Source organism: Proteus hauseri (assembly GCF_040139125.1).
Taxonomy (GTDB): Bacteria; Pseudomonadota; Gammaproteobacteria; order Enterobacterales; family Enterobacteriaceae; genus Proteus; species Proteus hauseri_B.
This window is the reverse complement of the sequence record NZ_JBEEUB010000004.1, coordinates 12,241-38,793: the sequence shown is the minus strand read 5'-3', so window position 1 is coordinate 38,793 and position 26,553 is coordinate 12,241. Positions and strand designations below refer to the sequence as shown.

The window sequence follows — 26,553 nt, the reverse complement described above, 5'->3', positions numbered from 1 at the left end:
AAAACACCCCATCAGTTCTGATGGGGTGTTATATTTAGTTCAAACCAACTGACAAGAAATAAAATTAATTAGCTTGTGCAGGTTGTTCTGGAATGATGATCTCTTGCTCTTCAATAATGGCTGGATCTTCAGTCATTTCTTCAGGTTCAGCTTCTGGATATTCAGAATAGTCAGACTCATCATAATCACTGTAAGACGCGCCAGCACCAATTAACATACCAATCAGACCTAACATCTGAGGTGCTTGAGTGACTTCCATAAATTCGTTGAAGCTGTAAGATTTACCGTTCATGGTAAATTTATCAGCTGCATAATCTAGGCTCAGATTCAGTGCATTACCATCTTTAGAAAGTAGCATCAGTGGTAGTGCATCTTTTTCATCTTGAGACATCTGATTAATATTTTGTTGTAACTCAGTTTTGACTTTCTCAATATCAGCGGCAGTTTCTTTCTGAATTTCTGCTTTATCAGCATCAGTCAGTGCAGTGTCTTGATAACGCGCTGCATCAAGGTACTGAGTCGTATTACGGAAATCAGTCATCATTGGCATTGATAAATCAACGTTTAACTTGATGTTTTTGAACAGTTTATTAAAGAGTTCAGCAGGGTCTTTTACGCTATCTAAATCTTTGATGCTAAAGGCATTAAGGTCAATTGCAAAATCAAGCTTAGTGGTACCTTTAGTATTAGTTAAAGAAGCATCGTCGATACGGAAAACTAACCCTTTCTCTAATACATCACGAACCGCTTGTTCAATCTCATCTGAACTGTCGTAATTGTATTTATTCCAAGGTAGTAATGAGTTGTTATAAGCCTTAGTTAATAACAACATTGCATCTGTATTTGCTTTATCAATAGAGTAAGCAAATTTACCAGCACCGAATTCTAAACCACCAATAGTTAGTGATTTAAAGTCGTAAGCTTGTGAAGCATAGAATAGCTTATCTTTGATATCACTTTTGGTCGTGATAGACATATCTTTTAGCGAGAAATTAGATGCTTTATCTTCACTAGTATGTGAAATCTCAGCAAGTTTTAGTGATTGCTCGTTAAACAGATATTGGTCATTGTTAACTTTAGTACCTGAAATCGCACCATTGATATTTTTAATGGTGAATACTTCAGAATCACGATTAGTGATAACCATTTCATCACTCTTAATAGAAGTTGCAACTTTAGTTGCATCTTTATCAGATGAGAAAGTGATAGCAATTGGTGATGTCTTAACTTTATCGCTGGTGTCAGCAAAATCGATAGCACTGATTGTCACTTCACCTGATGCAGAACCATCAAAACCTAAAGAAGTATGTGTACCAACAATCGATTTATCTTTAGTCAGCTTAAATAGCTCTTTTGTGGTTTCGTTATTAACCAGAGTACCATCTACGGCTGCTAATTTTGGTGCTAAATTAAATTTTGCCAGATCAGAAAGAGGGAAAGGACCATGATTGATATCAGTCGCCATCAGAATCTCTTCAGTTTTGTTATCTGATGCTTGGTCTGAATCTGAATTTGTTGTAATAACAACAGCTAAATTTGCATTAGAGGTAAAAACCCCTTTTTTGTAGTCACGAACTTCTAATTTAACATCAATACCCAATTGGTTATTTTGAGTCAATTGAGCCAACTGAACATTTGCACGATCTGTTTCTTGTTGTAAGCGGCTCTCAATTTTGCTGCCCATGTACCAAGATGCGCCGGTCCAAACAACACCCAGTGCAACAATGACACCAACAGCGACAAGTGATTTCTTCATAATTCTAGTCCATCCTCAGTGTACATCTGGCGATGTACGTTATAAAAGCTGTTTTGTAACCCTTAAACAACCCGATAAATTGGTGATAAATATTACTAAATTTTGATATAGATAATCTACATATATACATCGCCACCTATATTAACCGTAAATATAGATTTAGTGGAATAAAATCGCAATCAGAACTTACTTAGTTACTCGCTAACATAATGAGTTTAAAGCCAAATGATTATGGGCATTAATCAATATAGGATATTAGTTAAATACACTCTTTTTTATCACTTTCAGATTAAAATAATATTTAATTGTGATGAGTTGCTATGTATGAAGTTTAATATAAACCTATAATTAATGTGGATATAAATAAGATAGCTAAAAGCGTAAAATGAGTAAGGTGAAATAAGTGCGCTAATCGTATTTCATCAAAAAAATCAACAGATTTCATTCTGTTATAAATTTCATAAGCTCGCTTTAGCTCTCATATTTATTATTCTATTTATGGCATGATAACTGTATCCGAGTTATTTACTATAAAGTGATTCGGAATTAATCAATTATTCTGTGTACTTAAGGAGATTGAAATGGCAGCCACTCGCATTGAAAAAGACTCAATGGGGCAAATCGAAGTACCAGCTGACCAGTTATGGGGAGCACAAACGCAGCGTTCTCTAGAACACTTCCGTATTTCAGTAGAAAAAATGCCTGTTGCACTGATCCACGCACTTGCTTTAACTAAAAAAGCAGCTGCCGGTGTTAACATGGATTTAGGCTTGTTACCCAAAGAACGTGCTGATGCAATTATTGCTGCGGCAGACGAAGTTCTTGCTGGTAAACATCCAACTGAATTCCCGTTAGCAATCTGGCAGACCGGTTCTGGCACTCAATCAAATATGAATATGAATGAAGTGTTGGCTAACCGTGGTAGTGAGATACTTGGTGGTATCCGTGGCATGGAGCGCAAAATCCATCCGAATGATGATGTTAACAAAAGTCAGAGCTCGAATGATGTGTTCCCAACTGCCATGCATGTCGCTGCTGTTATTGCTTTACGTCAGGATTTATTGCCTGAATTAAAATCACTACTGAACGTATTCAAAGAGAAAGCAGAAGCTTTCCACGATATCGTTAAAATTGGTCGTACTCACCTGCAAGATGCGACGCCATTAACGTTAGGTCAGGAAATTTCTGGCTGGGCTATGATGCTAGAAAATAGCATTAAACATATTGATAATTCTGTTCCTCATGTCTGTGAACTGGCTCTTGGCGGTACAGCAGTAGGTACAGGATTAAATACACATCCTGAGTACGCCGTTCGTGTTGCTAAACGTATCGCAGAATTATCGGGTCAGCCTTTTGTGACTGCACCTAATAAATTTGAAGCATTAGCAACTTGTGATGCATTAGTTCATTCACATGGTGCATTAAAAGGTTTAGCGTCTTCATTAATGAAGATTGCCAATGATGTTCGTTGGTTAGCCTCTGGTCCTCGTTGTGGTATTGGCGAAATCGCTATTCCAGAAAACGAACCAGGCAGCTCAATCATGCCAGGTAAAGTTAACCCAACACAGTGTGAAGCATTAACGATGCTTTGTGCTCAAGTTATGGGTAATGATGTTGCCATTAACATTGGCGGCGCATCAGGTAACTTTGAGCTAAACGTTTATCGCCCAATGATCATTGATAACTTCTTACAATCAGTACGCTTATTGGCTGATGGTATGCGTAGCTTCAATGAACACTGTGCAATTGGTATTGAGCCAAACCGCGAACGTATCAACAAATTACTGCATGAATCATTAATGCTAGTAACAGCGTTAAATACTCATATCGGTTACGATAAAGCGGCTGAAATTGCGAAAAACGCACATAAAGAAGGCTTAACGCTAAAAGAATCTGCATTGAAACTGAACTACCTAACTTCTGAAGAGTTTGATAGCTGGGTTCGTCCAGAAGATATGGTTGGTAGCATGAAAAAATAAGAGTATAAAATCTCTTATTGGCTATTAATATTCAAATGCTCAATCCCGTCATTATGGCGGGATTTTTAGTTAGTTTACCGTAGTGGCTATTGTGTGATTTTATGGTAATAAATCTAGTATTAAAGCTATCAAATTTAATTGGGTAAATTTATGAATGAATCAATGCGCTTTAAAGCAAATGAAGTAAATTGTTATACAGAAATTGATGTCACTGTTATTGGTATTGGTGATGATCCTAGTACACCTGATAATTTCATTATTTTGTCACGATTTGATGAAGATGAAGACATTGATAACTCAATTGGTTTAATGACTCATTTATCTGATATTGAAATGATTAATTCAATTAAACAGATAACGCTTGAACGTAATAAAATTTGTTTCTTCTTTAAGCCCAATAAACAAAATAAAGAAGAGACTATTACTATCGATTTAGATATTGATGATAGTCATTTTGCACATTTACTCGAATATTTATTACTTATTATCAAAGATAGCTCAATTCAATTAATTGAAAAATAACAAGATAACTAACATCTAAAAATAGAAAGAGCCAAATGGCTCTCTATTTTTCAAGGTACAAATGCATTCTTGGAATAAGCAATTCTATCTTTTTTGCTTTAGGGCGATGACGAATTTGGATGTTATCCGCATCATAATCAGGAAGATCACCAATAACAGGTTTAAAATCTTGCTCTTTATTAATATAAAATACTAATAAAGGTAGAGGGCAAGCATATTGAACCTGTTTTTGAATTTCAGAGTACCAAACCCTAGCAATAGGTTGCACTTTAACTGGTCGCTTTATTTTTAATTTTGCATTTTCAGGTAACTGAGAAATAGTAATAATCTCTTTTTCGAGGCGTTCAGCCCATTGTTCGCTGGTATAAGGTGGAACGGCACGATTTGCTTCACGGCTTTTTTCTAATTGGGCTAACACTTCTGCACGCGATAAATTTTTAATAATATTCTTATTCGCCCAGCCAAAACGAACAGTATCGGGATCAGAAAGTAGGGTGAGGGTACGATAAGCGTTTAACGTAATTAATCCTTTTAATTGATTATGTACAAAATCGAATCGCTCCTCTTTAGAAATACCGGATTCTTTTGTCACAATAACAGACAACTGTTTTTTGAGAGTATTAATGCGCTTAACTAATGCATCAACCGTTTTAAACTCACTATTACTGGTACTAAAACAGAGGGCACCAGGCAAACGAACTGCGCGTTTGCTACTGATATGAGGCGCATTATCATAAATAAACAAATTAGCGATTAGCTTTAAGGCTAATTCAAGTGCTTGTTTATCGTAAGATGGAGATACCGTGATTTGTGAGACTTCATCATGCTCTTCATCTTTACTTACATCAGGTAATTCAAAAACGGCAGAAGATAACAACGTTAGCGATTTAAGCTGCTGATTTAGATTATCTATTTCATCTTCTAGGTGTTTAAAACAGCTATTGAATTGTGCGATTAAATCATATTTACTCATTATACTTACCTAATTTAGTTACAACATACAATTAACCTTAAGTCTAAATCATACATTACCTTCAGCGTTAAGTACATTGTTCAACAGGGGATTAAATAAAACAAAAAAACGCCATACTGTATATAAACACAGTATGGCGTAAAATTGGCACTTTTCTTATCATATTTCTTTTTAAAAGGTCACTTTGATTATTTTTAGTACAATAATGGGTTGTTTTATCATCCGTTAATAAAGCATCATTTCACTTACAACTGATTTATCACAATCAGGTTTTGATGGTGGGCAGTTTTTCATTGATGCGATAGAAAAAGAAGCAAACAATAAGAAAGAGAGTACAATAACTGTTTTGGTAATAGGGTATATTGTTATCCTTATTGATAGATACACACCTATTACCTTAAAAAGAGCGGATATAATTAGCAATTTCCTTTATTAGTAGTTCACTTTTGCCTTTTATATTATTTTATAGTAGATGCCTAAAATCACTGCGCAACCTTATTAAGATGTAATGCAATTAATAATGCAGCTGACATCAATAATGCAATAAATAATCCTACACCAAGCCAACCAGAGTGAACCCAAAAGATCCCACCTAAAGTGCCCGCCAAGCTAGAACCTGCATAATAAGTAAATAGGTATAATGATGACGCCTGAGCACGACCTCGTTTAGCTCGGCGACCCACCCAGCTACTTGCAACAGCATGCGCAGCAAAAAAGCCAGTTGTGAGGATTAACATACCAATAAAAATAATAGGTAATGATTCAATCAGTGTAATTAATATTCCGATTAACATCATACTAATACCTGTAATAAACACTTTACCTAAACCATATTTGGTTGTTAACAAGCCTGCTTTAGAAGCGCTATAAGTACCACTAAGATAAACCAGAGAGATTAAGCCAACGGTGGTTTGGCTTAAGTAATAGGGTGCATCTAATAACCGATATCCAATGTAGTTAAATAAAGTGACAAAGCCACCCATTAATAATCCACCCTCAATAAACAGTAAGGGCAAACCTTTATCTCTGAAATGTAATTTGGTGGTGATAAGAAGGTTTCGTGGTTTCAATTTCGTCGGCCTGAAATGCCGGGAAGCGGGTAATATCTTCCAAAATATGATCGCAGCCAAAAGAGCAAATACACCTAAAATAACGACAGATAAACGCCATGAATAATAATCACTTAATACACCTGTTAATACGCGTCCGCTCATCCCACCAATTGAATTACCGCTAATATATAGACCCATCGATAACGCTAAATAGGCGGGATGAATTTCTTCACTTAAATATGTCATTGCAACGGCAGCGACACCACTTAACGAAAGACCCACTAATGCTCGTGTGATTAAAATACCTGTCCAACTATTCATTGTTGCACTTAATAACGTAAAAAATGCAGCACAAAATAGGGAGATCACCATGACATTTTTACGACCAAAAGCATCAGAAAGAGGACCTGTGATTAATAAACCACACGCCATTAATGCAGTTGAAAGCGAAAGCGCAAGACTACTGGTTGCTGGGCTGATTGAAAACTCCGTAGATAACACGGGTAAAATAGGTTGAACAAAATAGAGCAAAGCAAAAGTTGCGAGACCTACCATAAAAAATGACACTGTCACTTTTATGTAAAGGGCATCATCTCGTTGAATATAGTGTTTAGGATTACCAGCACGGGAGGGTTCTGATGACATATCTGCATATAACTTTATGCTTTTGCTACTTATTTTGCGAGTGTCCATGTTAGTTTAGCATCCATTAGTTAAATTTGATTTATGTCAATGTTAGAAATATTTGATTTTTTTGTCTAATATATTAATTATTAAGAATAATACTTTTAAAGTATCATTAATTGGGTGAGCTATTATGAATATTGAACTTAGGCATTTACGTTATTTTATTGCGGTGGCTGAAGAGCTACATTTTGGTAAAGCTGCTGAGAGATTAAATATTTCTCAACCACCTTTAAGTCAACAAATACAATCACTTGAAAAAGAAATTGGTGCTAGATTGCTTGAAAGAACAAACCGTTCAGTCTCTTTAACACCCGCTGGACAAATGTTTTTAAAAGAGTCTTATCAGGTATTAACGCAAGTAAGTGCTGCTGCAATGCGAGCTTCACGTATGGAAAAAGGTGAGTTGGGTGAGATTTCAATAGGATTCACCTCTACCACGCCTTTTATGCATCTCGTCACTTTAAGTCTGAGACAATTCAGAGAAAACTATCCTGAAGTTGGCATTCATATGCAACAGATGAATACCAAACAACAAATCCCACCATTAGTTACTGGTCGTATTGATCTCGGTATTATGAGAAACACCGTGCTACCTGATACTCTGCACCACCAGCTATTATTTCGTGAACCGTTTATTCTTGCTGTATATGAAGGCCATCCTTTGTTGGCTTATAAAGAGACTGGGGTAAATATTCATGATATTGGACAATATCCCTTCGTATTTTTTGAAAGAGATGTCGGTACCGCGCTTTATGATGAGATAATACAGTTACTCAGTTTATCGGGAATAACGCCGACAATAGCCCAAGAAGCTGGCGAAGCAATGACTATTCTTGGATTAGTTGCCGCTGGATTGGGTATCTCAATTGTGACTGAATCGTTTACACGAATGAAAGTCGATGGGGTACATTACTTACGTTTTGCAAATTCTCAGGCGTTTTCTGAAGTTTGGTTGGTGTCTCACAAAAAAAGAACTATTCCTGCTGCCGCGAATAGACTGACACAAATGCTATTAAAAAATATCTATGATTATCAAAAATCTTGATCAACTTGTGTTTTAGAACACGATTTTTATGTAGTATTGTACAACGATCACAAATTAGCGACATAATCGATAAAAATATTTATTTGGAGCTGCGGATTAATTAAAGCTTCTACTTAAGGATGACACGTAATGGGGAACCAACCTAGCCATATTGATCACGTAAAACAGTTTAATCTGGGAGCCGTCTTCCGATTAATTGATGAACATGGTCCAATTTCCCGTATTTCTCTTTCTAAAAAAGCTGAACTCGCACCTGCAAGTATTACTAAAATCACCCGTGAATTAGTAGAAGCGCATCTTATTCATGAAACTGAATTTCCTGGTTTAGGTTTTCGTGGTAGACCCGCTGTTGGATTAAAATTAGAGAGCAAAGGGTGGCATTTTCTCTGTATTCGGATCAACGATGGTAATTTACTCTTTAGTTTACGAGAACTAGATAGCAACCTTGTGGTTGAAGACACGTTTGATTTTCCTAAAAGTTACAGTGATGATTTTCTACATCATTTCTTAGTGGTAATAGATAAATTTTTTGAACGCTATCAATCTTATGTCGAGCGTTTAACTGCAATTAGCGTCACTATGAATGCCATTGTTGATCCTATCAGCGGTGTTATTCATAGTTCACCTTATTATTGCGTTAAAGATATTCCTCTTGCTGAACAAATCCATAAAAAAACAGGTGTTGCTGTGTTTTTACAACACAATGTAACGGCATGGACAATGGCTGAGTCGCTTTATGGTGGCGCTAAAAAAACAACGGATGTTTTGCAAATAGTTATCGATGATATCGTGGGTGCCGGGGTAATCACCGGTGGTAGAACACTTCATTCTCATAGCCATAGTGCGGTTGAAATTGGGCACACAAAAGTTATCGATTCTCAAAATAGCTGTTATTGCGGTGCAAAAGGGTGTTTAGAAACAGAAGTTGCACTTCCTTATTTGCTGAAAAAAGCACAAGTGTTAGCAATAGCGAATCCAGATTCGTTGCTAAACCGTTACCCAATTACCGCTGAATCATTGTGTGATGCGATTTTGGTTGGTGATAAACAAGCGGTTGAGATTATTAACCTCGTAGCTAATAGATTAGGTTTTATTCTTGCTGTTATGGTAAATACGTTTAATCCGCAAAAGATCTTAATTGGCTCGCCACTTTGCCGAGCTAAATCGATATTCTTTCCTTTACTCCTGCGTAATATCCAAAATCATGTATTACCTCGTTATGCACAGACATTAATTATTGAAGAAACCGAGCTGCGTAATAAAGGTACGCTACCCGCAGCGGCATTAGTGAAAGAAGCCTTATATAACGGTTCTTTGTTAATTGAATTGATGCAAGGATAAAATAAGCATAATAGAACGTAACAAAAGTGTTTTACATGCGTAAATATGACAATTGATCATTAACGAATTCTCTATTTTAGAGCAATTAAACAAAAAATTGAGCTATCTCAAGCCACAAGAAACAGTGTTACCCTAAACTGTAATCTCTGTCATTTTTTGTGAACCTGATTTTATCTGTCATAACGGAAGTAAATTATATGTTAACACGTTTGTTTGTTACGGGGACAGATACCAACGTAGGTAAAACTGTTGTAACCCGAGCACTTCTTCAATCATTAAATCGCAGCGGGTCAACAGCAGTGGGCTTTAAGCCTATCGCAACCGAATCACATGAAACGGTAGAGGGTGAACGTAATCGTGATGCACAGATTATTCATAACTCTTCACCCGTTGAAGTTCGCTACGACGAAATTAATCCTATTTTGCTAGAGAATTGTTATTTAAGTAAAAATGAAATTGATTTTGATCAGATTTCAAATGAATTAAATAAATTAAGTCAAAAAGCAGAATGTGTTGTCATTGAAGGTAATGGCGGTTGGCGCTATTTACTTGATGATACAACTTTTTATTCTGAATGGGTCGTTAAAGAGCAAATACCTGTTGTCTTGGTTGTTGGTATTCAACCTGGTTGTGTTAACCACTCAATCTTAACGGCACAATCTATTGCGAATGATGGCTTAAAATTAGTTGGTTGGGTTGCTAATAGAATTAACCCAGGATTACCTTACTACGCGAAAATTGTTGAAAGATTATCACAACATATTCAAGCGCCGTTAATTGGTGAAATCCCTTATTTATTACGTCCTGAAGAACGAGATCTCTCTTGTTATCTTGATTTGAGTCAGTTAGAAATTGCTCAACCTGCTTAGAATCAATAGATAAAGATGTAATTGAATAGAATTAAATTATTACTCGCTATAAAAAATGTATAAAGAATAAATAAGTAGATGGGTAGATATGCGTAAAATGTTCCATTGAACTTTACCATAACTCGCTACATTTAAACGCCTAATGAAGAAACGCATTGGGTGTTTTTATTTTTTAGCTTATATAAAATGACAAAAATTTATAATAGCAACACACAAAAAGCATTAGCACATTTAAAATCAATAGGTTCAATCATTGAAAAGGGCGTAATTATTATTACGCCCTTTATTATTTAAATGGTCATAAAAATCTTAATGATTAATGGCGGGTGTAAATGATTTTTTTGCTATCACTTTCACAAGTACCTACGACTTTACCTTCAGTTTGTGCAACTTGATCATTTTCTACCACGACAAGTGTAAAGTTAGCGGCTGGTACACCGTTATTCACGATTTTTTGTTGGATGGCATCAACAACTTCATCACAACCGGCATTAGCGGCTAATGGTGCAAATGCAAACATTGATACCATGGCAGCAAATAGATATTTTTTCATAATAATCTCTCCTTGTTTTTTTGCAAAACATCATTGTTTTACAGATTTAGTTTATGGGTTAACTGGGCGACCTGTATTGCTATCTAAGCAACGTCTTGTTTCTGACTCCCAATAAGCATAGATATTGGCACTCTTCAAACAGGCATCGCGCTCATCAATTGCTTTATCTAGCTTATTAAATTCAATTTTCTCACGTTGATTAACTTGAGAACGAAGGTCACGTTTTTGATCCCAATCTTCTTTTAATTGTCTTGCTTGCTCTTTATCTAAAGAGTTTTCATAGCCATTACCATTAACGGTGACATTTGTTGAGGCAACAGTAGAAAAAGAAGATACAGATAAACCAAAAAATAGAGAGAGGAACAATAAGGTTCCTGTGGTTTTTTTCTTGGTAAAAACAGTTATCATAGTTGCTATCCTCTAAAATAAATGCGGCTACAATGCCAATGACTATTCTATACTAACAATTATATCTTATTTCTTAACGAAAAATGAGTTTTCAGTGCGCTTAGCTTTGTCGATGAACACTTAATCCAGCAAATGACTGGCTTACTGGCATCATTTCTAGAGTATTAATATTAACATGGGCAGGTAATGTTGCTGTCCAATATACCGCTTCTGCCACATCTTCAGGTGTTAATGCATTTGCATTAGCATAAGTTTGTTCAACTTTATCACTATCACCTTTAAAACGAACTAATGAAAACTCTGTACCACCGACAAGACCTGGTTCAATATCAGTAACACGCACTTTTTTACCTTGAAGATCTGCACGTAATCCTAAGCTAAATTGTTTAACAAAAGCTTTTGTTGCTCCGTAAACGTTGCCACCCATATAAGGCCAAGATGCAGCGGTAGAGCTGATATTAATAATATGACCTTTATTTTTTTCTACCATTAAAGGCAAGATAGCGCGAGTGACATGAACCAGACCTTTATTATTTGTCTCGATCATGGTATCCCAATCATCAAGGTTGGCTTTATCTGCGGTATTTAACCCTAATGCTAAACCTGCATTATTAACTAATACATCAATATCTTGCCATTTTTCTGGTAGATGTGAATAGAGTTCAGCTACTGCTTTTTTATCAGTCACATCAAGTTGTAAAGGATAAAATTGCTCGCCAAGTTCTTTATGTAAATGTTGTAGCTTATCAAGACGACGTGCTGTACCAATAACTTTATGACCATGACTAATAAAGTGACGAGCGATTGCTTCACCAAAACCAGCAGAAGCACCAGTGATAAATATAATCATTTCATTACCCTCAATCGTTATAATAATGAAAGTAGAAAGCTATCGATAAAAAGAGTCAAGTTGAAAAGAGGTATTTAAGAAAAATCAGTTTAAAAACAAAGCACTTTGCTAAAGAGAAAAATATTCATCTTAAATCTTCAAATGAAATTTTGTTTTTAACTATTGATGATAGTGCTTAATTCTTTATTTATTTGCTCACTCTGTTATGGGCATTTATTTCATCTATTTTATTAATTTAAATAGAAAAATACTACAGAGCAAACCGGATTTATCAGTAACGATAAACCCAGCTTAGCATAATTTAGATAGGTTTATTTTTTACCCACTTGATGACCAATCACTCCACCTAATACACCGCCACCAATAGTACCAAGAGCGCTGCCATCCGTTAAGATTGCCCCACCGATAGCGCCAGCACCTGCACCAATTGCTGTATTACGATCACGTTTAGTCATGCTAGAACAAGCGGTAATCGAAAAAAGGATCACAGAGACAATGACGAGTGACCCGACTTTTTTTGCCATGATATTCATTTTTATAAACTCCAAAACAAAGGACAATATAAAGCTATCCTTATAGTATTATTACTTGGATCAGAATAATCGGGAAGAAGAGGGTGAAAAGTCTTAAAACGACACTTATAAACATATATTTTAAATGCGCTTTATCAAAATAAATTTTATAAATTATATTATTATTTGATTTTCAGTTATTGAGTAACAGACCTTTATGATTATTACTAGGGTAAAAATAGCGATATGATATTAATAAATAAAATAAAATCCCTCTCATCACAATTTGCATCAGGTTATTTTGGTGTTGTGTTAGGTATGATTGGAACAGGAATGGCATGGCGATACGCGGCTAAAGAGCATAATTATCCCTCCTCTATTGGCGAGATATTTATTGGTGCCGGTTGTGTTATTTGGTTAGTTTTGGTGCTATTTTTTTTGACTAAGTTGTTCTGCAATAAACAGAGTATTATTAATGAGTTTAAACATCCAGTAGCCAGTGGTTTTTCTAGTTTGCTACCAGCAACAACCGTTTTAGTTGCGATAGGATTGACCCCTTATTTTTCTGTTATTTCGCTAGTACTTTTTAGTCTCGGAGCAACGGTTCAATTACTGTATGCCTGTTGGTTAGTGGGTTATCAGTGGAAAGGGGAACACCCTAAAGCAGCGACAACCCCTGCTTTATATTTACCTACTGTTGCTAATAACTTTATTTGTACTATGGCATGTGGTGCATTTGGTTTTAATGACTTAGGTATTCTCTTTTTTGGTGCCGGTGTATTTTCTTGGTTAAGTTTAGAGCCGGCAATATTAAAGAGAATAAGAAGCGAGGGGCTAATGGATGAGAAATCACGATTATCATTTGGTATTCAATTAGCGCCAGCATTAGTTGCATGTAGCGCTTATCTTGCGATAAATAACAATCATGTCGATTTTTTCGCCAAAATGTTGTTAGGTTATGGATTGTTGCAACTTTTCTTTATGTTACGTTTAGCGCCTTGGCTTTTTAAACAGCCATTTTCATTACCTTTTTGGAGTTTTTCATTTGGTATTTCTGCATTAGCTAAATCCTCATTAAATATGAGTATGGCATCAGACAGTATTTTTATTAAACTGCTATCAATATCATTATTTGTTTTTTCAAACCTAATAATTTTACTCCTTATTTTGGGTTCATTATTCTGGATCTTAAAAGGTGTAAAGCAGTTGTTTTCTGTGCAGGAAACCAATGTAGAAATAGAATAATTAATTCCCAGTTTACTATTAAAAAATAAATAAAAAGCTTAAACAAAAAATAGGTTATTTTAGAATGGTGGCAGTCTATATCATTATTACAATGGGTTACAACAATGCATCAACAGCAAGAATTTATTAGTGATATAAAAAGAAATATCTCATTAAACAAGAGTTTACTAGAGTTAAGAGAAATACTTATTACTTACAAAGAGACAGGCTTATCTCAAGTCAGCATGCGAGACTGTTTAAATCAATTGCGTATCCTTGAAAATGAAGAGCTTGTTTTAGAACTACTGGATTTTGTTGAGGGTTTTTGTCGAGCTGATTGGGTGGTGTTTAATTGAAAAACATGGATAAGAAAAGGGCTGAAATGGGTTCTAATGAGTAAATAAGTCTGCCAGCACGAAAGAAAAGATACTGGCAGATATTTTTAAAAATCAGAATGCTTGGCGGAAAATTTCAATAATCTCTTTCTCGTTACCTTTACGTGGATTAGAGAATGCATTGCCATCTTTGAGTGCCATTTCAGCCATATATGGGAAATCAGACTCTTTGACATCTAACTCTTGTAAGTGTTGTGGAATACCAATATCTGCAGAAAGACGAGCAATAGCTGCAATAGCACGCTCTGCGGCATCCATCACAGATAATCCACTAATGTTTTCACCCATAAATTCAGCAATATCCGCAAATTTTTCTGGATTAGCAATCAGGTTATAACGTAATACATGAGGGAGTAATACGGCATTAGCCACACCGTGTGGCATATCATACAAACCACCTAACTGATGAGCCATCGCATGTACATAACCAAGATTAGCATTATTAAATGCCATCCCAGCGAGAAGAGAGGCATAAGCCATATTTTCACGCGCTTTAAGATTAGTGCCCAGTGCCACTGCTTGACGTAAGTTACGGGAAATCAAGCGAATTGCCTGAATAGCAGAGGCATCAGTTACTGGGTTGGCATCTTTGGAAATATAGGCTTCAACTGCGTGAGTTAAGGCATCCATACCCGTTGCGGCAGTCAATCCCGCAGGTTTACCGATCATCAACAACGGATCGTTAATAGAGACAGAAGGGAGGTTACGCCAACTAACAATAACAAATTTTACCTTAGTTTTTGTGTTAGTTAGTACACAATGGCGTGTTACTTCACTGGCTGTTCCTGCGGTTGTATTAACTGCAATAATGGGTGGCAGTGGATTTGTAAGCGTTTCAATTCCAGCATAACTATAAAGTTCGCCTTCATGTGTTGCTGCAATACCGATACCTTTACCACAATCATGTGGGCTACCACCACCAACGGTAATTATCATATCGCACTGTTCTTTACGAAACAGTGCAACACCTTCGAGTACGTTGGTGTCTTTTGGGTTGGGTTCTGTGCCGTCAAATATCACAACATCAATACCCGCTTCTTTCAGGTAGCTGACGGTTTTATCTACTGCGCCATCTTTAATCGCTCGCAAACCTTTGTCTGTCACCAGCAGGACTTTTTTACCCCCCAATAGTTTACAGCGTTCACCAACAACTGAAAGTGCGCCAGGACCAAAAAAGTTAACATTCGGTACTAGATAATCAAACATACGATAGCTCATTATAAACCTTCCCAATATCAGATTATTATTCAGATAAATTAAAGTATTAGTTTATTTTCACCTCGTTAATTATTAAGTCAATAGCAGAGGTCAGCCTATTAGATGAATCGATTCAATTAATTTTATTTTATTGATATAGGTCACGACAATGTGTTGTTTTTGGTATTTTGGTTAGGTTTGGATTTTATGGTGAACTTGAAAGTGTGGGCTGTGTTGCCGAAGGCTTCTAGGTTATATTGGAACGTTAAGATAAAACACCCATTAGCAGGTGTTTTATCTTGTCAGGTAGAGGTGACTTATTCTTCGAAGTACCAATATCCCTGATTAATAAAATCGGTTAATTCCGCAACAAAAACGGGGTTTTCCAGCGCTTCACCGAGTTCATTTATTCCAGTTTCGGTAAACTGGCACAATGCATCTGCACCCTTTATTTCTGTGGTGATCCAGCCTTCCGTATTAACGAAGAAACGCTCTCCGATACGCATAACACGCAGTCCGCTCAGTCGTATCAATTTTTCACCCGCATTCAAAGCGCTCAGCACTTCTTCTGGCTGATAGGGAGGTTCCGCAGGTGCAATATCTAGCTCATGGCGTAAGGTGGTTGCAAAACGACCTAACCACTGTTCAAAATCATCAGGTTTATTGATCATTTCAATCATCATGGCACGTAGGCGTTCAACCTCATAAGTTTCCATGGTTCCTGCATTTTCGCGCACGGTTAGGTCAGGATCGCCATAATTTATCCCACCCAGATCTTTTTCCAGTGCGTAGTCTGCAAAACCGCTTAGCAGATCACGTCCGGTTGGTCCGCGAAAGCCAACAGAATAGTTCATGGTATCTTCGAAGGTGAAACCATCGTGAGGGAATCCCGGCGGAATATACAGAATATCTCCCGGTGCCATTTCCACGTCAATAATCGGTTCAAATGGATCAACATGCAATAATGCGGGATGTGAGCAGAATTGACGCATTGGAAGGGCATCGCCCACACGCCAACGGCGGCGTCCCATTCCTTGAATGATGAAGACATCATAGTTATCAATATGCGGTCCAACACCACCGCCAGGTACTGAATAGGAGATCATTAGGTCGTCAAGGCGCCACTCAGGCAGCACACGGAACGGCTTCACCAGTTCAGCGGCAGGCATATGCCAATGGTTGACAGCCTGTACCAGCAGTGACCATCCTTTTTCACCTAATTCGCTGTAGTCCTCAAACGGGCCGTGACTCGCTTCCCATTTGTTATCCGCGAAGCTGACTAGGCGACTGTCAATTTCCGGCTCCATAGCCAAGCCAGCCAGTTCATCTGGCGTGATAGGATCGGCAAAATCAGGAAATGCATTTTTCAATACAACGGGTTTTTTCTGCCAGTATTTTTCTAAAAATTCAGGCCAGTTAAGATTCAGTTTATTAACCATGTGACCACATCTATGTTAGTAAATAAGCGGGTAATTATAGAAGTAATGCACCGTTATATTTTTGTTTGGTGTCAAACGCGGGTCAATAACTTATGTGGGAATATCTGTAGTAAAATGGATTATGGTTTAACTATGTAATTTGTATATTTTTTTCGCATTCATAAGATATATCTTACAGATTATAACTAACACTATAATAAATATAATAGGGGAGAACTCCACCATTTTAGCGGATCTTTTTTCCCCTCCGGGGTAATTTAAAATGTGTAATCTTCATAAGCTTTTTTCAGAGTAGCACAAGTTAACTGAATTGTTTTTTCTTGTGTTTCTGAACCAAAATTTTTAATGTCATTTTCTATATCTCTATGTAAGACATTTTCAACTGGATAAAGATCAAAGATATAAGTTCTTATTTCTTTAAGCCATGACAAGATATCTTCATTTTTAAGATACTTATTTTCATCAATAGCAGCCATGAAATTTTCATACTGTTGATAGAGGTGCTTATACGTAGATGATGCTTGATAGTTGCCCATAAAATATCCTTTGGTAGGTTAATACGATTAGCCAGTCAGAATGCTAAATCTCTTTATTTTACACATAGAATGCATTGTGCGAATCAATTATTTTATTCTTTTTATTTGAGTGAATGGGTTTATTTCTTTATCGTCAGTATTAATTAAATTTAGCTCTCTCATTTTTTCAAGAGTAGTTATTATTTCACTCATATCAACTTTAACTTTTTGAGATAATAAACTATCTATTTCAAACACCATGTAGTATTGACTTTCATTTAAAATTCTAAGTATTTCATCTGCAATCTGATTATATCTTTCTTCGATTACAACATTTATTTGTTGGTTTATGATTTCTTCTAGTTTTTTCTCTATTGTATTGATTTTACTGTCATTTTCATTTATTTCATCTATAGTTTCTTCAAAAGTCATTTTAACTTCTCTATTAATACTTTCTTTCATTTCATTCAATTTATCTTCTAATGATTCTCCATTTCCAGAATTGTGATAAATATGCTGTCTCATATCAGTTACTGTATCTTTCATCATGGTGAAAGTATCGGTGTATAAGCGGCTAAATAAACCTTCTAATTTTTCTGTGCTTGATTTAATTTGGTCAGATGATCTCTTTGCTTCTTTAGATGCATTGTCAGACATTTGATAGAATTTAAAAGATAGCCATACAGCACCGCCTGAAACAATTAATGAAACAATTGATAGGATAAAACTTAATAATTCAAATGAGAGTTGCATCTTTTCTCTGCTCTAAAGGATTAAATCTAGAACCCCCGTCCTATACCACGGGGGTAGTCTCAAGGAAATATCAAGATTTCCGTATAAATAACTAAAAAATAACCATATTAATTAATCATTCACATCAAAAACCTTAGCTAAATTTAATATAACATATTCTTATGTATTGGATAGTGTTAGGTATCGTATTTCTAATTTCTGAACATAAATAGTCAGTAAAAATATAGAATAAGAAGAAAAGGTGGTTTAGGGGGTATTGATGGCAACACTAAACATAAAAGCGACTTTTCAGTGTGATATTGAAAAATTGTGGCGAGTAATCACATCAACAGAAAATTATCTGTGGCGAAGTGATTTACGCAATATTGAAGTGATAAACGATCATAAATTTATCGAACATACCAAAGATGGTTTTGCGACCATATTTACAGTAACTGCCAAAGTGCCATATCGACGATGGGAGTTTGATATGGAAAATGACAATATCAAAGGTCATTGGATTGGTGTTTTTACTTCTCACAATAGTGTTACTGAAATCGACTTTACTGAAGTCGTGATATCTAAAAAGATTTTATTAAAACCTTTAGTGAAGTGGTATTTAAAGAAAAGGCAGAAAAAGAAAAGGCAGAAAACGTATCTGCAAGACTTAGAAAAAGCATTGGCCAATAAGTTTTAAGTTTAAAAGAACCAACATAGTCAACCAGCCCAAATCAGAGATTTTAGAGGCTATCCGTATTTAGATACTTAGGTTCGCATAATGTATATTATGTTAAACGGGACGTAATAACCAATAACTTCATGATATGGATCCTTTTAATGATTTAGCGCTTCAAAGCCCTAGCGAGTGTGGAGGAAATATCTTAGGTCATTCATTATTTGTACTAGTAGAAATCTTTTGGCTCCTCACCTCATACGGGAATTAATAAAATCATCATAAGCGTATGATTGCCACCACTCTATTGTGATGGCAAATATTATCTTAAGATATTTACCTTATATTAAATCCAATTAATAAAACCTTCAATATCATCAGGATTTTCTACAATTGTTTTCCACTCATCATTTTCGGAGTCATCCAGTTTGGATTTAAAATCAAACCATTCAGATTCGTTTTTTTCATCAAAACCAAAAACATCTTCTATAGCACCATAAGACCATATGTATATGTTATCCTTTTTAAGTTCTTCCTTTATATTAGCAATTGGTATAGTTGCATCAGGATGTTTAGCTAAACATGAAAAAGCATATGCAGCTGTATTACCATTTTTTATTTTAGAAGGAAAGCCGGTAGTCTTATCTATTCTTATTTCATCAGGTTTTTCATTTTGCATACTGATAAATATTGCCTTTATTTTTATTATATCTTCACATTCTTTTTTAATATAACCATGTGCAACAGCCGATGTAATATAATCAAGGTCAGTAATTACACGATGTGGAACATCAAGACAATTTAATATTTCTTTGGTTCGCTTTATTGCTGTTTTCCCATCAATAGATAATAATGCTATTTTGTTTGCACCAAGACTATTACCTTTAATAACTCTATATATGGGGTCAATTACTTTTAGTTCTGTTTTTCCTTCAACAATGATCACTTTTTCTGAAAAAAGAATTTGAGATGAATTTGTTAGACTGAATATCTTATCAAAATGATGAGCTTCTTTTGTATCTTTCATTTTTTCAGCAATAGCTTGTTTAAGTGTTTTTCTTGTTTCAGTACACTTCTCTTGAGATTTTCTGACTAGAACAGCTACATTTGCTTGTTTGGAGGTTATCATTAATCCTGAATGAGTAGTGATAATTACTTGATATCCATTCTTTGATAGAACTATAAGGGCTTCTCTTAATAATTCTACGGCGGTAGGATGCAAATATAATTCTGGCTCATCAATTAGTAATAAAATATTAGGTTTTTTCTTTGTAGAGGATTCGGATTTAATTTTAGCAAGATATTGAATCAATGCCATCTGAATAGTTCTTTGGCTACCATGACCAAACATTGACATATCACGAATATCTTGTCCATGCTCAAAAACTTTTAAGGTTCCTGATTTAAATATTTCTTCAAGGCTAGGGGTTGGAAAATGTATTTTTACACTAATATCAGGAAAATACGAACCTATTATTGAGTTAATTCCATTGTCAGTTTCATTTATTGTTTGAAACCTTTCACTACCGTTATATGCTAACAAATCACTTAATCTTCTTATAGAATCATTAAATTCACTTGCATGAAGTTCTTGAACACTTTCAATTATTTGGGATAATAATCTACCAATTGTTGAAGAGGTTTTATTTTTTGTAGAATCTTCAACGGCATCAGTCATAGCTTTAATATGTATTATCTCTGGGAATATATTCTTAATAGATTCTTCTATTCCTCCGGGATTGCTAACCCATGATGATGGATTTTTATTAGTATCAAAAACCTCAAATTTTATATCAGAAGCCTTTGCTCCAGATATTTTTCGTTGAATTCTTCTAACCTTTATCATTCCTTCAGAGATATAAGGGATGATTTTTTTCCTATTTTCACTAGTAATTAATGCGAGCGCATTATTATCAATACCCTCTATAACTGCAGATACAGAAACTTCACACTCTTGGTTATTAAATATTTCCTCTATAGTTAATGTTCTTTTTTCTAATAGCCATTTTATTGCCGATAAAATATTTGATTTTCCAGCGTTATTATATCCAACAAGGGGTGTAAATGAAGATAATTCTAATGAAGTATTTTTACATGAAAGGTAGTTATTTATATCTAAACTTGTTATGTATACAGACATATCAATTCCTTAAAGTCAATAATTGTAATTTAATTTTTTGTAATTTAATTCACCAAAAATAATTCAAAACAATCCTGTTGGTTGTTAGCGATATGCGCTTATGGAATTTATTTAAAGTCTATATCTGCCATTTTATTTCCTTGGAAAATATATTTAATATCTTATTGCATTGATTATTTTATATCATATTTTATCAAGATCTTATAGCTAACATTATATCTATGAACCAAAACTGTGAGTTACATGTTCAAAGGTTACAAAAGCATCAATAATTCTCTGGTTCATAAATATAAAAAATCTTTTACCAGTTCAGGTAGTTAGATTTTATTAAGTATCTCATTTCTTATTGTTATTATTCATAATCGATCTAGTACAGCTTTATATACGATGTGGTGTAGTCCTTCAGGACATGCAATTCTAAGCAGTCAAACATCAAATTATGTTTAACAGCACTTCAGGGACAAACCCGTATCGACCTATATGGATTAGCTTATCTTTGGCTGAAAAAACACACTGTACCGCCATTAGATACATTATTTCCGTGTATAGACCGCATAGCACCACCCTACTTTCATTTTCAAATGTTGACGTGGAAACGTTCCTAAAAAGCTATATAATGCTTTCGAAAACTCTAACAAATCATATAAGTGCAATACATTTTGAGTAGAAATTGATATATTGGAAAGTTTTAGTACTTTATATGTTTTTTATTTATGAGGCAGATATGATTAGTAGAATAGAGTTTGATGATAGTGTCATCAATATGAGGTTACAAAATGGAGCTGATATATTTAGTATAGACTCAATATCATTATTAATTGGCATCAATGGTTCTGGAAAAACCAACACATTAAAAAATATAATAAATGCAATTAATGGTGGTCATAATGAAAACAATATTATAAATTATAAAGGTTGTTCTATATACAACAAAAATGGAGTTGAGTTATCAAAAAATGAATTAAATAAGTGGGGAACTATTTATTTTACATCATTGCACTATAGATCAGAAATAAATGAAAAAAGCTCAGCATTTATTAATGCTTCACCTAAAAAACGCAAATCATATGAAGATTATAATAGTAATAAATATCATAAAATACTCAATATATTTAATATAAAACCTAAGTTAGTTGCAAGAATAGATTTAAACTACAATAAAGCATTGCAATTAATTATTGATAAAATGTTAACTCTTCATGATGAAGGTGATGATGCCTATCTGTATAACTATGATTATTCATTAAAAGATATTAAACATCTTTATAAGGATAAAAAAAACATTTCGGATCTATCTGTTGATATAGAAGAAAATAAATTTATATATAAAAACAATTCAATTATTGAAAAGAAAATAAAGGCTATACGTAATAGTATTGCTTATGATCTTTTCTTGAATATAATGAATAAAAATAATGAAATTCATGTATTTTGTGTTTTTTGTATTATTGAGTCTATAATGCAAAAATCTCAATTGTCTAATGAACTATTGATGAGTATTTTTGATAAAGAACTGGGAATCCCCCTGACTTCAAGACGGATTATAAAAAACTCTTCAAATCAATATGACTATGGTCAAGACCTCCAAGATCTCCAAGATCTACTGGTATTTCTTAATAATCAACAAGAATGCCGCTTGATGCTCGGGAAATATGATATAATGGAGAACATTAATTATAATAACTCTATTGATATAGATATAGAATCAATACCGCATTACGACTCCTTCAAAAACTCATCAATATATAATTTTTTTAATATTATACTATCAGATATGAGTTCAGGTCAGTTAGCATTATTAGAGCAAATCATTTCTATTAGTGAAGCTATTCATAAATTAAATAAAAAAGGAATCAATAAAATTATTCTACTTATTGATGAGGGGGATGCTTATCTGCATTTAGACTGGCAAAGGCAATATGTATATACATTAAATAAAATGCTTTCTGAAATAAAAAAATCTCTTCATATTGAGTGTTTGCAGTTAATACTAGCAACTCATTCTCCAATACTTGCGACAGATATACCTAAAGATTTTATTTGTCGGTTAGGTTTAAATAGAAATAAAAATACTAGTGGTTTTGCAGCCCCACTTTATCAATTATTGAATGATTCATTTGATACACAAACTATAGGTCAGTTTTCTAGTGAAAAAATCAATGAGTTGATAGAAAATATTAAAAATAAAAAAATAACGGATACTGACAAATATTTAATTGAACAGATTGATAATAATTTGGTTAAAAATGAAATTAAACGTTTGCTTTCTCAATATAACATATCGAGTGAATTTTAAATGATGATATCTATAATAGGAAATTGGGATAATGCACATTCAGAACATTCCCGTTTTTTAGAGGAAAAAATAGCGCAGTATCTTAATGATGTAGGTGTTTTTAAGCCAATTGATATGATAGTTAAGAGTTTTATTCGTGAAATTTCTGAGCTAATCATAAATTCAACGCAGCAAAATTTGTATGAAAGTATTGTTATATATAACAATTATCTTCAAAGGTTTTTAAATAAAAATGAAAGGGATGAGTTTAAAACTAAAATTAAATTTGTTTTTAACTATAATAAATTTATTAAAAAAACAGGAAATTGGAATGCTTATAAACTCTGTTATAAATCAAAAACAAGAACTTGTCCGTATTGTAACCAAGCATATGCGTTTACTTATCAGAAACATGGGAGAGGTTTTAGACCTACACTTGACCACTTTTATAATAAAGACAACTACCCTCATCTTGCTTTAGCATTAAATAATTTAATACCTAGTTGTAATACTTGTAATTCAACCTTAAAAGGAAGTATTGATTTCTTTGTTAAAGAACATCTCAATCCTCTTTGGGATCAAGAAAAATTAAGCTTTAATCTTTTTCCTTCCTCTATAACCAACATAGGTAATCAAACTATCTTTAGTACAGAAACACACTCTATTGATATTATAGCTAATGATTCTCAGTGTTGTTTATCAAAAAACACATTAAAAACCTTTTTGCTAAAAGAGCGTTATGAATTTTTACTTGAGGAAGCTATCGAATTTGCTAATGCAAAACAAGAGTATGATAGTATCAGTCATGCAAATATAGATCATTTTAATGAAAATAGTGAAGCTCTCATACTACGGTTTGATAAAAATAAATATCATAATTTTTTGCTAGGTAAACTTTTTTTTGACATATATAATAGAACTTAATTGTTATGAATTTATTTTAAATAAATAAGATATTAACCATTGCTCTTATTGCCCTGATTCAACATGGTTTAATGTCATAATTATCATCCCATTTCTTTTTCCTTAAACCACCCTATAACACCTTATTCGGTTAATACTGCCCACTTAATAGTGGGTAGTATTGTTCTCAGGATTAAACTAAAATGTTTATTTTATTGTTTTTTAACCTTAAGTAATGCAATACCTAAAAACAACATAGAAAAAAGGTAATTGGTAGATAATGGCTGAAATCAGATTAATAAAATAGTTTAGAATGGCAGATATTAAATATTGAAGCATTCCTATAAGTGAAGATGCACACTTGATTGAGATTTAACACTCGTCATTGTTAAATTACCAAAATTAACCCTAATGACACTACTCTTATCTTTAATTCAATATAATCTTAGAGAATTATTTCAAGGCCCCCTACTTATTCGTCAAAATGGGCAATATCAGCTAACTAGCAAAGCTGAATCATTATATCGGCCATTAACTCAAGCACTAATGCAGTTAGATAGCATTATTGAGCAGCAAGACTTTCAACCTATTTATTGTCAGCGGAGGTTTAATATTGCGATGTCAGATTATGGATCTGCGCTTATCTCTGTAAAACTTGTCCAATATTTACGTAAACATGCACCGAGTATTGATTTGAAAATATGGCATTGCAGTCGAGAAGAAATGTAAAGTAAACTGCACGAAGGCAGTCTAGATCTTGCCTTTGGGGTATTTAATTCACTCGATTACACCCTCTGTTCACAGACCATATTTAACGATAATTTAGTCAGTGTTATTGATAAAGCGGCTTACATTAGAGAATACTAATTTAATACTTACCATCGTTAAGAAAGCACTCCCCAAAAATTTTAGTGAAAACTTTTCTATTTTTAAGTCACCATTTGAGAGCTCATATTTAGAATTTAAAATAATATGGCATCAACGAAGTGATAATGACAGTGCGTTAAATTGGTTACTGAAAACCATTCATATATTGATGTTCTTTATTTCCTCATCGATTACATTCCGTTAACAAAATCAAAAAATATAACCTAAGAGCAATCACTTGAGTTAGGACGACACTTTATTAATTGATAACATAAATCCGATAACTTCAACACTTCACTAAATTATTAATCCTATTGCTACCTAATTTGTAATCCCTTTCCTATAGCTATATTCATTTTGATTTTTTATTCTGGTGCCTATTTTAATAATACCAATATATAACAAAGATTCTTTCTAAATATGATTAAGTACTTTTATAGTATGCGAGGATAAATATGAGGATTTTGCTTTCTGTAATATTAAGTTCAACATTATTACTCTCTGGTTGTTCAGCTCTTCTTAATTTAGCTGACACTTCTGAAATATCTCTAAATAATTTGCAGTCAATTGAAGTGACTCAAATTCAGGTTCCTGCTATTCCTAAAGGAACAAAAGATGGTGAATATTTACGTTATTATCCTAACGGAGAACTGAAGTATAAATCATGGGTAACTAAAGGTTGTTACGATCGCTATGTTAATGCTTACTATAATAATGGTAAATTACAAATGAGCATGCCACTGAAAAATTGCCAAGTTAACGGTGTGATAAAAAAATATCAGCCTAATGGTAGGATAAACAGTGAAATGACAATACGTAATGGTGTACCTTATGGTGCGTTTAAGTTTTATCATGACACACCAAAAAATGGTGTTTATCTACAAGGGTTTATGGAAAATGGTGCCATTACCGGTGTTGTAAAACAATTGGATGAAAATGGTAATGTTGTTAATAAAGCTCAGGTGCTAGATGGGGAAGTTAAAATTTTAAAATAGCCTGATGAGATATTTCCAAACATTATTCGAATATCTGGTGATCAGCAACTCAGAGTAAATCAGCATGGATTTTTCTGCACTAAAATGGATACAGAGCGTATATTGCGCTCTGTATCTGTCTTCAGATAGAGAGTAAATAATATTATCGCTACAACCCTGAGTATAATTCTCCACTATCCTCATCTACATAATAAACTTGTGTTAAATACCACCTATGCTCTTTACATATTAGATGATATTCATAGACTAAGGAAATATGCTTTTCTATCATCTGTGTTCTTATTTTAGCGGTAGTCCCTTCTATCTCTATCGATGTGATATTTTCAAGATTAGAGTCATGGGAAGATTCAGAACCATAAGCAATGGATTCTCCTGCAAAATTTGGTAATGTGTAGATAGATAAAAGTTTATTCCACTCTTTTTCAATTAATAAATATTGTTCATTTACGTTATTGCTATCTAATTGATAGGCATAATTATTCCACTTAAAATAATCATTTTGAAAATTTAATACTAATTCTTCAGGTGTGTTGGTCTGTTTTGCATATCCCATAGAAGCAAACATCCCACTTAAAAATAAAAAACCGATAATTTTCATTATATTTTTTAGGTAAAAAGCTATCATCTTTAATTCAATATCCTTATTGATTA

The 26,553-nt window shown here is 34.0% G+C and carries 25 protein-coding genes; 12 read left to right on the top strand and 13 right to left on the bottom strand.

The window, feature by feature from the left end; genetic code table 11:
- Nucleotides 1–64: 64 nt before the first annotated feature.
- The gene (locus ABN099_RS08245; protein ID WP_349463174.1) at nt 65–1,756 is read right to left on the bottom strand and encodes a YdgA family protein; all 1,692 of its coding nucleotides are present in this window, start codon (nt 1,754–1,756) and stop codon (nt 65–67) included.
- Nucleotides 1,757–2,337: 581 nt separating this feature from the next.
- On the opposite strand from ABN099_RS08245, the gene fumC reads away from it, so the two are divergent.
- Together fumC and ABN099_RS08235 are read left to right on the top strand one after the other, a co-directional pair.
- The gene (gene fumC / locus ABN099_RS08240) at nt 2,338–3,735 is read left to right on the top strand and encodes a class II fumarate hydratase (RefSeq protein ID WP_349463172.1); all 1,398 of its coding nucleotides are present in this window, start codon (nt 2,338–2,340) and stop codon (nt 3,733–3,735) included.
- Nucleotides 3,736–3,885: 150 nt separating this feature from the next.
- On the top strand, nt 3,886–4,257 hold the full coding sequence (locus ABN099_RS08235) for a hypothetical protein (RefSeq protein WP_349463171.1): 372 nt from the start codon (nt 3,886–3,888) through the stop codon (nt 4,255–4,257).
- A 43-nt stretch (nt 4,258–4,300) separates the two neighbouring features.
- On the opposite strand, the gene tus is transcribed toward ABN099_RS08235, so the two are convergent.
- On the bottom strand, nt 4,301–5,230 hold the full coding sequence (gene tus, locus ABN099_RS08230; RefSeq protein WP_349463170.1) for a DNA replication terminus site-binding protein: 930 nt from the start codon (nt 5,228–5,230) through the stop codon (nt 4,301–4,303).
- Nucleotides 5,231–5,712: 482 nt separating this feature from the next.
- Entirely contained in the window at nt 5,713–6,975 is a 1,263-nt protein-coding gene (locus ABN099_RS08225) for an MFS transporter (RefSeq protein WP_349463169.1), read from the bottom strand.
- Between the two features lie 124 nt (nt 6,976–7,099).
- Between ABN099_RS08225 and ABN099_RS08220 the strand changes: the two genes are divergently transcribed.
- From ABN099_RS08220 to bioD, 3 genes are all read left to right on the top strand, one after another.
- Nucleotides 7,100–8,014: a LysR family transcriptional regulator gene (locus ABN099_RS08220; RefSeq protein WP_349463168.1), complete on the top strand. Its 915-nt coding sequence runs from the start codon at nt 7,100–7,102 to the stop codon at nt 8,012–8,014.
- Between the two features lie 129 nt (nt 8,015–8,143).
- Complete coding sequence (gene mlc, locus ABN099_RS08215) at nt 8,144–9,355, top strand: sugar metabolism global transcriptional regulator Mlc (RefSeq protein ID WP_349463167.1); 1,212 nt, start codon at nt 8,144–8,146, stop codon at nt 9,353–9,355.
- A gap of 197 nt (nt 9,356–9,552) precedes the next feature.
- A complete protein-coding gene (bioD, locus tag ABN099_RS08210) occupies nt 9,553–10,224 on the top strand; it encodes a dethiobiotin synthase (protein ID WP_349463165.1) in 672 nt (223 codons plus the stop codon).
- A 316-nt stretch (nt 10,225–10,540) separates the two neighbouring features.
- Here the strand turns inward: bioD and ABN099_RS08205 are convergent, their stop codons facing one another.
- The 4 genes from ABN099_RS08205 to osmB all read right to left on the bottom strand — a co-directional run bounded on the left by ABN099_RS08205 (nt 10,541) and on the right by osmB (nt 12,568).
- Nucleotides 10,541–10,777: a DUF1161 domain-containing protein gene (locus tag ABN099_RS08205; protein ID WP_349463164.1), complete on the bottom strand. Its 237-nt coding sequence runs from the start codon at nt 10,775–10,777 to the stop codon at nt 10,541–10,543.
- A 51-nt stretch (nt 10,778–10,828) separates the two neighbouring features.
- Nucleotides 10,829–11,185 (bottom strand): DUF1283 family protein, encoded by a 357-nt coding sequence (locus ABN099_RS08200; RefSeq protein ID WP_349463163.1) that lies wholly within the window; start codon nt 11,183–11,185, stop codon nt 10,829–10,831.
- A 100-nt stretch (nt 11,186–11,285) separates the two neighbouring features.
- A complete protein-coding gene (gene ydfG / locus ABN099_RS08195; protein WP_349463162.1) occupies nt 11,286–12,035 on the bottom strand; it encodes a bifunctional NADP-dependent 3-hydroxy acid dehydrogenase/3-hydroxypropionate dehydrogenase YdfG in 750 nt (249 codons plus the stop codon).
- 311 nt (nt 12,036–12,346) lie between these two features.
- Entirely contained in the window at nt 12,347–12,568 is a 222-nt protein-coding gene (osmB, locus tag ABN099_RS08190) for an osmotically-inducible lipoprotein OsmB (protein ID WP_349463161.1), read from the bottom strand.
- Between the two features lie 225 nt (nt 12,569–12,793).
- Here osmB and tehA point away from each other — a divergent pair, with 225 nt between their 5' ends.
- The gene (gene tehA / locus ABN099_RS08185) at nt 12,794–13,792 is read left to right on the top strand and encodes a dicarboxylate transporter/tellurite-resistance protein TehA (RefSeq protein WP_349463160.1); all 999 of its coding nucleotides are present in this window, start codon (nt 12,794–12,796) and stop codon (nt 13,790–13,792) included.
- Nucleotides 13,793–13,896: 104 nt separating this feature from the next.
- Nucleotides 13,897–14,127 carry a hypothetical protein gene (locus ABN099_RS08180; RefSeq protein WP_349463159.1) on the top strand — a complete coding sequence of 77 codons (231 nt, stop codon included), beginning with the start codon at nt 13,897–13,899 and terminating at the stop codon, nt 14,125–14,127.
- Nucleotides 14,128–14,220: 93 nt separating this feature from the next.
- Here ABN099_RS08180 and dhaT read toward each other — a convergent pair whose 3' ends face one another.
- The 4 genes from dhaT to ABN099_RS08160 form a co-directional block, all read right to left on the bottom strand.
- Nucleotides 14,221–15,384: a 1,3-propanediol dehydrogenase gene (gene dhaT, locus ABN099_RS08175; RefSeq protein ID WP_349463158.1), complete on the bottom strand. Its 1,164-nt coding sequence runs from the start codon at nt 15,382–15,384 to the stop codon at nt 14,221–14,223.
- Between the two features lie 296 nt (nt 15,385–15,680).
- A complete protein-coding gene (locus ABN099_RS08170) occupies nt 15,681–16,802 on the bottom strand; it encodes a cupin domain-containing protein (protein WP_349463157.1) in 1,122 nt (373 codons plus the stop codon).
- A 257-nt stretch (nt 16,803–17,059) separates the two neighbouring features.
- Complete coding sequence (locus tag ABN099_RS08165; protein WP_349463156.1) at nt 17,060–17,338, bottom strand: hypothetical protein; 279 nt, start codon at nt 17,336–17,338, stop codon at nt 17,060–17,062.
- 87 nt (nt 17,339–17,425) lie between these two features.
- Nucleotides 17,426–18,070: a hypothetical protein gene (locus ABN099_RS08160; RefSeq protein WP_349463155.1), complete on the bottom strand. Its 645-nt coding sequence runs from the start codon at nt 18,068–18,070 to the stop codon at nt 17,426–17,428.
- A 259-nt stretch (nt 18,071–18,329) separates the two neighbouring features.
- On the opposite strand from ABN099_RS08160, the gene ABN099_RS08155 reads away from it, so the two are divergent.
- Complete coding sequence (locus tag ABN099_RS08155) at nt 18,330–18,746, top strand: SRPBCC family protein (protein WP_349463154.1); 417 nt, start codon at nt 18,330–18,332, stop codon at nt 18,744–18,746.
- A gap of 322 nt (nt 18,747–19,068) precedes the next feature.
- On the opposite strand, the gene ABN099_RS08150 is transcribed toward ABN099_RS08155, so the two are convergent.
- Nucleotides 19,069–20,862 carry an ATP-dependent nuclease gene (locus tag ABN099_RS08150; RefSeq protein WP_349463153.1) on the bottom strand — a complete coding sequence of 598 codons (1,794 nt, stop codon included), beginning with the start codon at nt 20,860–20,862 and terminating at the stop codon, nt 19,069–19,071.
- 724 nt (nt 20,863–21,586) lie between these two features.
- On the opposite strand from ABN099_RS08150, the gene ABN099_RS08145 reads away from it, so the two are divergent.
- The 4 genes from ABN099_RS08145 (at nt 21,587) to ABN099_RS08130 (ending at nt 25,902) form a co-directional block, all read left to right on the top strand.
- Nucleotides 21,587–23,158: an AAA family ATPase gene (locus ABN099_RS08145; protein ID WP_349463152.1), complete on the top strand. Its 1,572-nt coding sequence runs from the start codon at nt 21,587–21,589 to the stop codon at nt 23,156–23,158.
- Nucleotides 23,159–24,061, top strand: a complete 903-nt coding sequence (locus ABN099_RS08140; protein WP_349463151.1) for a hypothetical protein — start codon at nt 23,159–23,161, stop codon at nt 24,059–24,061.
- A 390-nt stretch (nt 24,062–24,451) separates the two neighbouring features.
- Nucleotides 24,452–24,769, top strand: a complete 318-nt coding sequence (locus ABN099_RS08135) for a hypothetical protein (protein ID WP_349463150.1) — start codon at nt 24,452–24,454, stop codon at nt 24,767–24,769.
- A 593-nt stretch (nt 24,770–25,362) separates the two neighbouring features.
- The gene (locus ABN099_RS08130; protein WP_349463149.1) at nt 25,363–25,902 is read left to right on the top strand and encodes a toxin-antitoxin system YwqK family antitoxin; all 540 of its coding nucleotides are present in this window, start codon (nt 25,363–25,365) and stop codon (nt 25,900–25,902) included.
- Nucleotides 25,903–26,050: 148 nt separating this feature from the next.
- Here ABN099_RS08130 and ABN099_RS08125 read toward each other — a convergent pair whose 3' ends face one another.
- Nucleotides 26,051–26,527 (bottom strand): hypothetical protein, encoded by a 477-nt coding sequence (locus tag ABN099_RS08125; RefSeq protein ID WP_349463148.1) that lies wholly within the window; start codon nt 26,525–26,527, stop codon nt 26,051–26,053.
- Nucleotides 26,528–26,553: the final 26 nt, after the last annotated feature.